We start from the raw sequence: 11,718 nt of genomic DNA, 5'->3' as shown, positions 1-11,718 counted from the left end.
AGGAACTCCACGGTGCCGGCGCCGACATAGCCGGCTTCCTTGAGGATGGCCTTGGAGGAGGAGTACAGCTCGGCGACCTGCTGCGGGGACAGGAACGGGGCGGGGGCTTCCTCGACGAGTTTTTGGTGGCGGCGCTGCAGGGAGCAGTCGCGGGTGGAGACCACCACGACGTTGCCGTGGGTGTCGGCCAGGCACTGGGTCTCGACGTGGCGGGGCTTGTCGAGGTAGCGCTCGACGAAGCACTCCCCGCGGCCGAACGCGGCGACGGCCTCGCGGACGGCGGAGTCGTACAGCTCCGGGACTTCCTCCAGGGTGCGGGCGACCTTCAGGCCGCGGCCGCCGCCGCCGAAGGCGGCCTTGATCGCGATGGGCAGGCCGTGTTCCTTGGCGAAGGCCACGACCTCCTCCGCGCCGGAGACGGGGTCGGGGGTTCCGGCCACCAGGGGGGCGCCGGCGCGCTGGGCGATGTGGCGGGCGGCGACCTTGTCGCCGAGATCGCGGATGGCCTGCGGGGGCGGGCCGATCCAGACCAGGCCCGCGTCCAGGACCGCCTGGGCGAAGTCGGCGTTCTCGGAGAGGAACCCGTAGCCGGGATGGATGGCGTCCGCGCCGGACTCACGCGCGGCGCCCAGCACCTTGTCGATGTCGAGGTAGCTGGTCGCCGGAGTGTCACCGCCCAGGGCGAACGCCTCATCCGCGGCGCGGACATGCAGAGCGTCCCGGTCCGGCTCGGCGTAGACGGCCACGCTCGCGATACCGGCATCCCGGCACGCCCGGGCCACGCGGACTGCGATTTCGCCACGGTTGGCGATGAGCACCTTGCGCATGTGCCTTCCTCGGTCACGACGGGAATCTGCGGGAACGTCACGGATGAACGCCATACGTACTCGCTGCTCCTCAGGAGGCGTTGGGCAGTTGTCCGGCGGTCGGCCCCCACTGCCAGTTCAGCGGATTCCGGAACGTGCTCTCGTCGCCGCCCGAAAGAATGATCTGCTGCATCTGCTGAATGGCGCGGGACGGGTCGAGGCCGAGTTCCTCCTGAAGAATTCCGCGGAGTTGCTGATAGGCGTGCAGGGCGTCTCCCCGGCGGCCGCTCAGATAGAGCGCGGTGATGAGCTGGCCGTGCAGCCACTCGTTGAGCGGATGGCGGACGACGAGGCTCCTGAGTTCCGCCGCGAGCCTGCCGTGCCGGCCGAGCCGCATGTCCGCCTCGATCCGCTGCTGCAGGACCCGCATGTGCATCTCCTGGAGATGCTGGACGTGCTGCGTGAGGACGGGACCGCAGGTCACGTCCGTCAGAACGCCCCCGCTCCACAGGTCCAGGGCCCGGGACAGCACCCGGGACGCCTCGCCGACGTCCCCGGCGTGCAGCAGGGACTCGCCCTGCCGGGCCAGCCGGAGGAAGGTCTCGGCGTCGATCTGCTCGGGCACCGCGCGCAGGACGTAGCCGGCGGACCAGGTATCGATCAGGTTGACCGCGGCGGCACCGGCGATCTCCTGGGTGAGTATCTTCCGAAGGTGGTAGACGTGGGTGCGCACGGTGGAGAGCGCGGTTTTCGGAGGGTTCTTCCCCCACAATTCGTCGACCAGAATCTCATGGGGCACGACGGATCCGGGCTGCAGAACCATGAGGGACAGCAGCTGACGGACCTTCGGGCCGCGTGGAGCCGCGATCTTCTCGTTGTTGACTCGTATTTCCAGAGGCCCGAGAACATTGAAACGCAACACAGATCCCCCCGCTGGACTCGCATCGTTTACGGGCACCAACGGAATGCAACAATTCCATCCGGGCGCGGGGAACCGCAAGGAACTGATCCTAAGGTTGATTCACAGCACATCGAAGGGTGCGACCGAGGCCTCGTCGTCCGGGCGATCCCCGTCGGAGAGCACCGCCACCGTGGTCATGACGTGGTTGCCGGGCAACAGCCGCACCCAGCCCACGAGTCGGCAGCGGGCGGGCAGCAGGCCGCCGGCGAGGTGTGCGTGGAGCCGACCGCCGGCGACCCGCAACTCGATGTCGTGGAAGACGGGTTCGGGTGCGTCCAGGGCGGACAGGGCCTTGTAGACGGCCTCCTTGGCGGAGAACACCACGGAGAGCCGGCTCTCCGGGCGGCGCGCCTGCCCTACCCACGCGCGCTCGTGCGGGGTGCACACCAGCCGGGCCGCGTCCTGACCGAGACGGTCGGTGCGCTCCAGGTCCGCACCGGTGGCGATCACCCGGGGATGGACGCTGACGAAGCACGCCCCTATGTGGCCCACGCAGTGGCTGATGGATCCGCGGACCCCGGCCGGGAACACGGGTCGTCGGCCGTCCCGCAGCACCGGCCCGCCGATTCCCAGCGCCCGCAACGCCCGGGCCGCCGCCGCGCGGCCCGCGAGGAAGTCGGCCCGCCGGGCGGCGGGCAGGGAGCGGGCCAGCCGTTCCTCCTCGGGGTGCAGCGTCACCGGCGTCCGGGGCTCGTCGAGCCGGCACCAGGCGAGGGCCGTGGCCGGGAGCGGGCCGAGCACCACGGCGTCGCCGAGGCCGGACGCGGGGGCGGTGGCGCGGGCGGCGGCGGTGGGGGAGGTGGGCCGGCCGGGGACGGCGTACTCCTCCGGCTCGACGGGCCCGGTGCCGGCCCGCGTACGGAGGTCGGTGTGGTGGGTGGTGGGTGTCATGGCTGCTCCTGTGACAGGTCGCAGCCGGCGGGCGCCGGTCTCGGGGACCGGGCGCCCGCCGGGCGGGGGGTCGGCTCCCGCGGTCGCGCCGAGGCGGCTGGTTCCGCGGGGGAGCGTCGGGTCGGCCCGGGTCAGACCGTCGCGTCGGCGGACTCCCGCGACGCGTTCTGTGTGGCCGGCTCGGCGGTGTCGGCCGGAGCGTCGGCCGCCGGGCGGTCGGTGAGGATGAGGTGCAGGACGACCGCGCCGACCAGGCAGATGACGACGGTGCCCCACAGCACGACCTGGAAGCCGTGCGTGTAGCCCTGCCCGAGGAAGTCGGTGAGGGCGTCGCGGCTCGCGGCCGGCGCCTTGTCGACCACGGCGTCGAGGTTGCCGCTGGAGACGCTGTCGGTGACGCTGCGGGGGGTGAGGTCCGTGCCCTGGGTGTAGCGGCCCAGGCCGTCGGAGATGCGCTGCTGGAGCAGGGACATGAGGGCGGCGACCATGCCCGCGACCGCGACGGCCTCGGTGGCCAGGCGGATGGTGTTGAACATGCCGCTGGCCATGCCGACCTTGGCGGGCGGGACGGTGCTCACCGCGGCGCCGTCCATGAGGCCGTAGATGAGGCCGATGCCGATGCCGACCAGCAGCAGGGGTCCGGTGAGCTCGAGCAGGCCGATGCCGGGGTGGACGACGGTCAGCCAGGCCAGTCCGGCGGCGACCAGGACGAGGCTGCCGCTGAGGATGGGCCGCATCGGGACGCCCGCCTGGACCATACGTCCGGAGACCAGCGGGAAGGCCAGGACCGGAGCGGTCAGCAGCAGCATCGTCAGACCGGCGGCGCTGTCGGTGAGCCCGTTGGCGCCGACCAGGTACGAGGGGAGCAGCACCATCAGGCCGACGAAGCCGAAGGAGACGGCGGTGGCGAGCAGGTTGACCGCCATGAACCGCGGTTCGGCGAACAGGGACAGGTCGAACATCGGGAACCGCTGACGGCGCTCGACGAGGACGAACCCGGCCAGCAGCAGCACGCAGGCGGCGAACAGACCCAGCACGCCGGCGCTGCCCCAGCCCCAGACCGGGCCCTGGATGACGCCGAGGGTGAAGCAGAACAGGGCGAGGGTGAAGGTCACCGTGCCGGCCCAGTCGACGGAGTGGGCGTCGGGGTCCTTGGACTCCTGCACCAGCTTCAGCCCGAACATGGACGCGACGGCGATGGCGAACTGCACCCAGAAGATGGCGCGCCAGCCCAGCCCCGAGACGAGCAGACCGGAACTGGTCGGGCCGATGGCGAGACCGGCGCCGATGGTGACGCCGACGAACGCGAACGCCTTGGTCCGGGCGGCGCCGTGGAACATGTTCGCCATGACCGACACACCGGCGGTCATCATGGCGGCTGCGGCCACACCGGCCACCGCGCGGGCGGCGTCCAGCAGCAGGACGTTCGTGGCGAGCGCGCCGATCAGGGCGGAGACGCCGTAGAGCCCGACGCCGAAGGAGAACACCCGCTTGCGGCCGATGCGGTCGGCGATCGACCCGGCGGCCATCATGAAGCTGGCGGCGGTGACGTTGTAGGCGTTGACGACCCACTGCAGCGGTACGACGCCGGCGTCCAGGTCGCGGCCCATCGCGGGGAGCGCGACCGGTGCGCTGCTGAGGCCGTAGGGGACGATGAAGACGGCCAGGCACAGGGCGAAGATGGTGAGGCCCGCGCGGGGCGGCGCCTCGGGGGTGGCGGCGGCAGCAGCCATCGAAGCTCTCCTTGATCGTGGCATCTCGGGTGGTCGGAAGGGGGCGGCAGGGGGACGGGGGAAGGACCCCTGCCGCCCCCGGTCTGAGGGGCTCCGGCCGGGGCGGCGGCCGGGTCAGCTCTCGCGGCGGGGCAGGCCGCGCAGGAACTGCGAGAGGGTCTGCAGGAAGCGGTTGTCCTCCCACTGGGCGTAGACGACGTCCTGGTGGGTGAGCGTCGGGTCGGAGAAGAGCGACAGCTCGGGGATGCGGCTTGCGGCGGTGACGGCCGCCGCGGCCTGTCCGGTGGTGCCGTTGGTCAGACCGGACTGGAAGGTGTAGAGCGGGACGTCGATGGCCTCGGCGTGGGCCAGGCGCAGGCCGAGCAGGCGGGTGAGCTCGGTCTCCTTGAAGTCGATGGCGGCGACGAGGTCGAGCATCACGCGGTTGAGGGTGTACCAGAGCCAGGCGCCGGGGCGGGGGCCGGCGAAGGCCTCGGCGACGGTCCGCAGGCGGGTGGGGCCGCCGTCGGTCCAGGAGCCGCCGTCGTCCAGCCGGCCCGCCTGCACGGAGTACGACGGGTGGGCGTGCGCGGCGTCGACGAGGCGCCCGAACAGGCCGGCGTTGGTCAGCTTGCCGTCGGTGCGGAACGCCTCCGGAACGCGGTCGGCGAGCGCCGCGGGGCCGTCGGGGTCGGCCAGGGCGTGCCGGGCGGCGAGCTGGAACCAGACGGCCGCCGACTCCGGCCGGTCGCCCAGGCCGGTGGTGGTGCTGGTGAAGTCCTCGAAGACGGCGCCGGACTCGATCGCCGCGAGCCACCCCTTGGCGGCCTCCAGGGGCAGGTCGAACTGCATGCCGGCGCCCGAGTAGGCGTTGAGGACACCGCCGTCGACGACGGCCAGTCCGGCCAGGTCGCGGTAGCCGGGGGTGCCGTCGAAGTCCCACGCGGCGTACAGCAGGGCCTCGCTGCCGCCGACGGACACGCCACCGAGGACGACGTCGCGCCGGCCGCCGTCGGAGGCCGCACGGACCACGCGGCGCAGGTCCTCCAGGAGGACCTCCAGGCCCCACTGGGCGGCGAAGGCGGAGGCCGCCGGGTCCTGCACCCGGTAGTGACCGCCCAGGTAGTACTCGGTGGCCTGCTCGGGGGTGTCGGCGAAGCCGGAGAGGTCGGCGAGGTTCTGCTCGCGGCGGTCCACGGCCCACACCTGCAGGTCGTCCGCGGCGGACGCGAGGGCCCGCGCCGTGTGCCGGAACACCCCCGCGCCGCCCTCGCGGCCGCCGAGCAGGACCAGGACGCGGCGGGCGTCCCGGCGGCCGACCTTGAGTACGCCGACCTGCTGCAGCTCAACCGGGCCGGCGGCCTGGACGCCCTGCACGTACTCGTACGCCTCGATCCAGTCCTGCTGCTCCTGCGACATGACGATCCACTCCTCGGTAGTTGCACATCTCCGATGAACTGCAACATGAACGTACCAGAGAAAGCCGAAGTTGCAACACCGATGATGCAAGTAATCCTTGTCCTGCAACTTTGGTGTCACCTAAACTGGAGTGCGACGGGGATGAACATCCGCGACCGAGAGGCGGCCACGACGTGACCGAGACGACTACGAGAGATCGGCCGCTGCGCGCCGATGCCGAACGGACCGTGCGGACGATCCTGGAAGTGGCCGAGAGGGTGCTCGGCGAGGACCCGACCGCGAGCCTCGCCCAGATCGCCGCCGCGGCCGGCGTCGCCCGCACCACGGTCCATCGCCGGTTCGCCTCCCGTGAGGCGCTGCTCGACGCGATGGCGGTGCACGCCTTCCGGCAGGTCGAGAACGCCATCGACGTCGGCCGCCCGGAGACCGCGCCGCCGCTGGTGGCGCTGCACCAGATCACCGCCAACGTGATCCAGGTCAAGAGCGGCTGGCGCTACACCGTCGGTCAGCCGCACCTGCGCGACCCGGAGGCCGTCGCCGCGCACGAGCGCATCTTCGCCAAGGGCCACCTCCTGCTCGACCGGGCACAACAGGCCGGTCTGCTGCGCCCCGACGCGGACCTCGAGTGGGCCCGGCGGGTGTATCACGCCCTCATCGAGCAGGCCATCCAGGTGCAGGCGGAGACCTCCGCCGACCCGGACGCGCTGGCGGCCTCCGTGGTCGACACGCTGCTCAACGGGCTCGGCGCGGCACGCTCCTGACGTCCCGCCGGACAACGCGAAGGGCGGCATCCGCGATGCGGATGCCGCCCTTGAGGCGCGCGACGACGTCGGATCAGGCAGCGGGCGCGGGCTTCGGCGCCCCCGTCAGCGGCTTGTCCCACGCGCCGAGCTGGCGGAAGAGCTCCAGGTCGTCACGGACGGCCCAGTGCTGCACCACCTGGCCGTCGGCGATCCGGTACACGTGCAGGTGCTGCACGCGCACTTCCTTGCCCGTGGCCGGAACCCCCATGAACTCGGCGACCTGGCGGCCCGAGAAGACCAGGCGGATCAGGGCCTTGTCGCCCTTGGCGAAGGCGTCGACGACCTCCCAGCGGGCGTTCTCCCAGACGCTGCGCATCCAGTGGGCCGTGCGGATGTAGGCCTCCGCGCCGATCGGCGAGCCCTCGGGGGCCTCATAGTCGACGAAGTCCTTGGACACCAGGCGCCGGGCGACCTCCTCGTCGCCGTCGTTGAAGATCTTGCCCATCTCCAGGGCGATCTTCAGAACGTCGTCGTCCGTCATGACGTTTTCCTCTCGTGTCTCGCGCGCCGCGCGCACTTCGCGCGCCGGTCACGCCTCCGGGGTGTTTCCAGGGGGATGTGGGGGTGGGGGGAGTGGGGGATGGGGCGATGTGGGGGTGGGGGAATGGGGGGTCTTCGCGGGTGGTGAAGGAAGGGAAGTGCCGAAGGAAGCGGAGGGGCGCGGCCGGAGCCGCCGCTCACTGCCCCATGCCGATGCCGCCGCCGACCGGCACCGCGGCTCCGGTGACGTAGGCGGCGCCGTCGCCGGCGAGGAACGTGACGACGTCGGCGACCTCCTGCGGGGTGCCGGTGCGGCGCAGCGGGGTCTGGCTCAGCAGCTGGGCGCGCCGCTTGTCGGTGACGGCCTCGATCATGTCGGTCTCGATCAGACCGGGCGTGACCATGTTGACGGTGATGTTCCGCGAGCCCAGTTCCCAGGCGAGCGACCGTGTCAGCCCGAGCATGCCGGACTTGGACGCGGCGTAGTTGGACTGCCCGGGAGAGCCGAGGAAGCCCATGATCGACGATATGAAGACGATGCGGCCCCACTTGGCGCTGATCATGGAGCGGGACACGAGGCGGGCCATCCGGAAGGAGCCGACGAGATTGGTCGCGATGACGTCCTCGAAGTCCTCCTCGCGCATGGTGGGGGCCAGCGCGTCACGGGTGATGCCGGCGTTGGCGACCAGCACGCCCACCGGCCCGTACTGCGCCTCGACCTCCTTCACGGCGCGCTGCGCCGCCTCGGGGTCGCGGACGTCGCAGCGCACGCCGAACAGCCCGTCGGGTGCCTCCCCGCTGCGATGGATGATCGCGACCTTGTCGCCGTTCTCGGCGAAGCTGCGCGCGATGGTCAGGCCGATCCCCCGGTTGCCTCCGGTGACCAGAACGGTGCGTGACATGAGCCCTCCTGTTCAGGCGGCCGCCGGGCCGGAGCCGGCCGGGCGGGCGAGGCGGCGGGCCAGCGCGGCCGCCGCGGTGTCGGTGTCGGTGAAGTGGACGGCCTGCCAGCCGGCGGCCTCGGCCCCGACGCAGTTGGCCTCGATGTCGTCGACGAGGACGCACTCCTCGGGCGCGACCCCCGCCATCTCGGCGGCCGCCTCGAAGATCCCGCGCTGCGGTTTGCGCACGCCGATCCGGAAGGACAGGGCGAGCCCGTCGAAGAGCCCCTCGGGCGGGACCATGCGGCGCCAGTGCCGGTCCCAGGCGGGCGGCATGTTGGACAGCATGCCGACGAACAGCCCCTGGTCACGCAGGGTGCGCAGGTGGTCCAGCCAGGCGTGGTTGGTCTCGCGTCCCTCGAACCAGCGCTCGCCGAAGCCGGTCAGGTCGGCGTCCACGCCGAGCTCGCGCAGCCGGCCGTTCATCCGGGCGGCCCATTCCTCCTCGGTGAGCAGCGGGGTGTCCAGCGGCGCCATCAGGTCACCGCCGTACGGCTCCGCCACCGCGGCCATGGCCGTCCGGAAGGCGTCCGCGGGGATGCCGGTCCGGCGACAGAAGGTCTCCAGGTCGCGCGGGATCGGCGGGGTGAGCACTCCGCCGAAGTCGGTCCACACCGCGCGCACGGCCGGCCGGGTCACCGCGCCGTCCCTTCGGCCGCGCGGGCGCCGTGCGGCGCCGGGGTGAAGTCCAGTGCGATGCGGCCGGCTTCGGCGCCGTCCTGCTCGAAGGCGACCGCGCAGCCGGTCCGGCCGTCGGCGGCCGCGCCGGCCGCTTCGAGGCGGGCCGTGGCCACCAGGGGCGAGTCCAGCTCGGCGAACCGGGTGAAGTCGGCGGTGCAGCCGGTCACGGTCGCGTCGGTCGGGACGCCCGCGAGGTGGGCCAGCTGACGTGCGGCCTCGGTCAGCACCATGGCCGGGATGTGGTCGTAGGTGTGGTCGAACAGGCTCTTGTTCTCGAACAGCGGCTCCACCTGCGCGGAGACCGCGTCGCCCAGGTGGATGGGCTCGCCGAGGACGACGTTGGCGGGGTTGCGGCGGCCCACGTCGGCCGCGTCGGCCGGGCGGCTGCGCAGCACGCCCAGCAGGTCGGTGGTGAGCGGAGGCGTGGAACGCCGTTGCAGGAAGCGGAGTTTCCCGTAGTCGGAGCTCTTCGCGGTGCCGACGTCGATCCGGGTGTGTGCCGCCTCGCGGCCGGCGATGCGCAGGGTGACCGAGGAACTCACGCCACGCACACGGCCGTTGCGCGCGGTCACCGGGGTCACGGCACCCGCCAGCTCCATCTCCCCGGGCCGGTCCCCGGGCGTGAGGACCTGCGGGTCCCCGATCCGGATCGACCAGTTGTTGACCAGGAAGGTGGTGTCCCGGGAGATGCCGAGCTGGCGGTGCGAGGCGGCGACGCCCGCCTGACGCGCGGCCTCCAGCAGCAGAAGGAAGTCGAACGTCACCGGCGTGCGCACGTGGTCGCTGAAGTAGGCGTGCCCGACCGGCAGTTGCGCGCCCGCCAGGAAGTCCTCCGGGCCCGTCTGCACGAGGTCGGTGACCAGCACCTCCGAGACGGCCGCCCGGTGGACGAGCGCGCGGTCGATGGTGCGGGCGAAGGTCAGTACGGGGGCCGGTTCCGGCTCGGCCGTGTCGATGGACGTCGTCATGCGCGGGGAACTCCTTGTCCGGTGCCGAATGCGGCGGATTGACGAAAGGGGCGCTACGGCCCCGGAGCGGGCCTGAACCACATGATTCCGAGCCGTCATAGAAGTTCTGTTAAACCCGCATGGAGCGCGCCCGTGAGGGCATTTCCCGACCGCCCCGGAAGGCCTTTTAGTCAACTTTCATGGCGGCATCACATTCTGTTGGGAAATTTCTCGGGAGCCGTTTTCCGTCCGCTCCGCCGTCCACCGCAAGGGAGTGCGTTTCGATGACCGCCTTGGATGACCGTCCCCTCGCCCCGCCGGCGCCGCTGCCGCCGTCCGGCCCGGATCTGCAGGGACGCACCGCCGAGCTGCTGCGCCTCCGGCAGGCGGTGCGCGGCGGCCCGGGCGCGAGTGCGACGCGGGCCCAGCACGCGCGCGGCAAGCTGACCGTCCACGAACGGCTGGAGCTGCTGTTCGACGAGGGCACGTTCACCGAGATCGAGAGCCTGCGCCGGCACCGGGCCAGCGGCTTCGGCCTCGAGGACCGCCGCCCGCACACCGACGGCGTGGTCACCGGCTGGGGCCGGGTGCACGGGCGCACGGTCTTCGCCTACGCCCACGACTTCCGCATCTTCGGCGGCTCGCTGGGCGAGTCCCACGCCGAGAAGATCCACAAGATCATGGACATGGCCGACGCGGCGGGCGCCCCCCTGGTGAGCCTCAACGACGGGGCCGGCGCCCGTATCCAGGAGGGCGTCTCGGCGCTCGCCGGGTACGGCGGGATCTTCCGCCGCAACGTGCGCGCCTCCGGTGTGATCCCGCAGATCAGCGTGATGCTCGGGCCGTGCGCCGGCGGAGCGACCTACTCGCCGGCGCTGACCGACTTCGTGTTCATGGTGCGCGGCATCTCCCAGATGTTCATCACCGGGCCCGACGTGGTGGAGGCGGTCACCGGCGAGAAGGTGAGCCAGGAGCAGCTCGGCGGCGCCGACCTGCACTCCGCGATCTCGGGCGCGGCCGCCTTCGCGTACGACGACGAGGAGTCCTGCCTGGAGGACGTGCGCTACCTGCTGTCGCTGCTGCCGTCCAACAACCGTGAGCTGCCGCCGGCCGCCGCGCCGCCCGCCCGGCTGAACACCCTGGACGAGGAACTGCTGCACCTGGTGCCGGCCGACCCCAACCAGCCGTACGACATGCGGGAGGTGATCGCGCGGCTGGTGGACGACTCGGAGTTCCTGGAGGTCCACGAGCGGTGGGCGCCGAACCTGCTGTGCGCCCTGGCCCGCATCGACGGGCAGACGGTCGGGCTGGTGGCGAACCAGCCGCGGCACCTGGCCGGGGTCCTGGACATCGAGGCCTCGCAGAAGGGCGCCGCGTTCATCCAGACCTGCGACGCCTTCAACATCCCCCTGGTGACCCTGGTCGACGTGCCCGGTTTCCTGCCCGGCACCGCCCAGGAGCACGGCGGGATCATCCGCCACGGCGCCAAGCTGCTCTACGCCTACTGCAACGCCACCGTCCCGAGGGTCCAGGTCATCCTGCGCAAGGCCTACGGCGGCGCGTACATCGTCATGGACTCGCGCTCCATCGGCTGCGACCTGTCGTACGCCTGGCCCACCAACGAGATCGCCGTGATGGGGGCCGAGGGCGCGGTCAACGTCATCCACCGGCGGGCCGTGGCCGCCGCCGAGGACCCGGAGGCCACCCGGCAGGCGCTGACGGAGGAGTACCGGGAGGCGTTGATGCACCCGTACTACGCGGCGGAGCGGGGCCTGGTCGACGACGTGATCGACCCGCGCACCACCCGCTCGGTCCTCGCCGAGGCGCTGCGTGTCCTGCGCACCAAGCAGGAACAGCTGGTGCCCCGCAAACACGGCAACCCGCCGATGTGACCGACGGGGCCGGAGGTGCCGACGGAATCGGAGAACCGGAGAAACCCACGGAGCCGAAGGAGCCGACGGAGCCGAAGGAGCCGGGGAGGTCCCGCGGCGGCCCGACCGAAGCGACCCCACCTCGAGCAGCCCTGCCGAAGCACCCCCACAAGCCCCAGCAGCCCTGCCGAAGCACTCCACAAGCC

Annotated in this window: 11 protein-coding genes; 2 read left to right on the top strand and 9 right to left on the bottom strand. The window is 71.9% G+C overall.

The genetic code is table 11. The features are described from left to right. From ACIHAR_RS31090 to ACIHAR_RS31070, 5 genes are all read right to left on the bottom strand, one after another. Window positions 1–827: biotin carboxylase N-terminal domain-containing protein (locus tag ACIHAR_RS31090; protein ID WP_400022763.1), on the bottom strand; the 827-nt coding region annotated here is incomplete at its 3' end. A gap of 70 nt (window positions 828–897) precedes the next feature. After that, the gene (locus ACIHAR_RS31085) at window positions 898–1,728 is read right to left on the bottom strand and encodes an AfsR/SARP family transcriptional regulator (RefSeq protein ID WP_365461696.1); all 831 of its coding nucleotides are present in this window, start codon (window positions 1,726–1,728) and stop codon (window positions 898–900) included. A 99-nt stretch (window positions 1,729–1,827) separates the two neighbouring features. Further along, a complete protein-coding gene (locus ACIHAR_RS31080; protein WP_400022762.1) occupies window positions 1,828–2,658 on the bottom strand; it encodes a 4'-phosphopantetheinyl transferase superfamily protein in 831 nt (276 codons plus the stop codon). 131 nt (window positions 2,659–2,789) lie between these two features. Continuing rightward, window positions 2,790–4,391 carry an MFS transporter gene (locus tag ACIHAR_RS31075; protein WP_365461692.1) on the bottom strand — a complete coding sequence of 534 codons (1,602 nt, stop codon included), beginning with the start codon at window positions 4,389–4,391 and terminating at the stop codon, window positions 2,790–2,792. 114 nt (window positions 4,392–4,505) lie between these two features. Then, on the bottom strand, window positions 4,506–5,789 hold the full coding sequence (locus ACIHAR_RS31070) for an alpha/beta hydrolase (RefSeq protein WP_400022761.1): 1,284 nt from the start codon (window positions 5,787–5,789) through the stop codon (window positions 4,506–4,508). 173 nt (window positions 5,790–5,962) lie between these two features. Here ACIHAR_RS31070 and ACIHAR_RS31065 point away from each other — a divergent pair, with 173 nt between their 5' ends. After that, a complete protein-coding gene (locus ACIHAR_RS31065; RefSeq protein WP_365461688.1) occupies window positions 5,963–6,550 on the top strand; it encodes a TetR family transcriptional regulator in 588 nt (195 codons plus the stop codon). A gap of 73 nt (window positions 6,551–6,623) precedes the next feature. Here the strand turns inward: ACIHAR_RS31065 and ACIHAR_RS31060 are convergent, their stop codons facing one another. The 4 genes from ACIHAR_RS31060 to ACIHAR_RS31045 form a co-directional block, all read right to left on the bottom strand. Continuing rightward, complete coding sequence (locus ACIHAR_RS31060; RefSeq protein ID WP_365461686.1) at window positions 6,624–7,073, bottom strand: ester cyclase; 450 nt, start codon at window positions 7,071–7,073, stop codon at window positions 6,624–6,626. Window positions 7,074–7,269: 196 nt separating this feature from the next. Beyond that, window positions 7,270–7,974, bottom strand: a complete 705-nt coding sequence (gene fabG, locus ACIHAR_RS31055) for a 3-oxoacyl-ACP reductase FabG (RefSeq protein WP_400022760.1) — start codon at window positions 7,972–7,974, stop codon at window positions 7,270–7,272. Window positions 7,975–7,986: 12 nt separating this feature from the next. Beyond that, complete coding sequence (locus ACIHAR_RS31050; RefSeq protein ID WP_400022759.1) at window positions 7,987–8,652, bottom strand: HAD family hydrolase; 666 nt, start codon at window positions 8,650–8,652, stop codon at window positions 7,987–7,989. After that, window positions 8,649–9,662 carry an AfsA-related hotdog domain-containing protein gene (locus tag ACIHAR_RS31045; protein ID WP_400022758.1) on the bottom strand — a complete coding sequence of 338 codons (1,014 nt, stop codon included), beginning with the start codon at window positions 9,660–9,662 and terminating at the stop codon, window positions 8,649–8,651. The genes ACIHAR_RS31050 and ACIHAR_RS31045 overlap by 4 nt, the downstream gene beginning before the upstream one ends. Window positions 9,663–9,925: 263 nt before the next feature. Between ACIHAR_RS31045 and ACIHAR_RS31040 the strand changes: the two genes are divergently transcribed. Then, complete coding sequence (locus tag ACIHAR_RS31040; RefSeq protein WP_365461678.1) at window positions 9,926–11,533, top strand: acyl-CoA carboxylase subunit beta; 1,608 nt, start codon at window positions 9,926–9,928, stop codon at window positions 11,531–11,533. Window positions 11,534–11,718 lie beyond the last annotated feature (185 nt).

The sequence above is a fragment of the Streptomyces sp. NPDC052016 genome, assembly GCF_044548445.1.
Lineage (GTDB): Bacteria > Actinomycetota > Actinomycetes > Streptomycetales > Streptomycetaceae > Streptomyces.
The sequence above is the reverse complement of the archived record's forward strand: the minus strand, read 5'-3'. Positions and strand labels throughout refer to the sequence as shown.

Coding starts and splice junctions, on each gene's coding strand:
- ACIHAR_RS31045 (WP_400022758.1), bottom strand. CDS start 9,662: ATGACGACGTCCATCGACACGGCCGAGCCGGAACCGGCCCCCGTACTG.
- ACIHAR_RS31070 (WP_400022761.1), bottom strand. CDS start 5,789: ATGTCGCAGGAGCAGCAGGACTGGATCGAGGCGTACGAGTACGTGCAG.
- ACIHAR_RS31060 (WP_365461686.1), bottom strand. CDS start 7,073: ATGACGGACGACGACGTTCTGAAGATCGCCCTGGAGATGGGCAAGATC.
- ACIHAR_RS31075 (WP_365461692.1), bottom strand. CDS start 4,391: ATGGCTGCTGCCGCCGCCACCCCCGAGGCGCCGCCCCGCGCGGGCCTC.
- ACIHAR_RS31040 (WP_365461678.1), top strand. CDS start 9,926: ATGACCGCCTTGGATGACCGTCCCCTCGCCCCGCCGGCGCCGCTGCCG.
- ACIHAR_RS31080 (WP_400022762.1), bottom strand. CDS start 2,658: ATGACACCCACCACCCACCACACCGACCTCCGTACGCGGGCCGGCACC.
- fabG (WP_400022760.1), bottom strand. CDS start 7,974: ATGTCACGCACCGTTCTGGTCACCGGAGGCAACCGGGGGATCGGCCTG.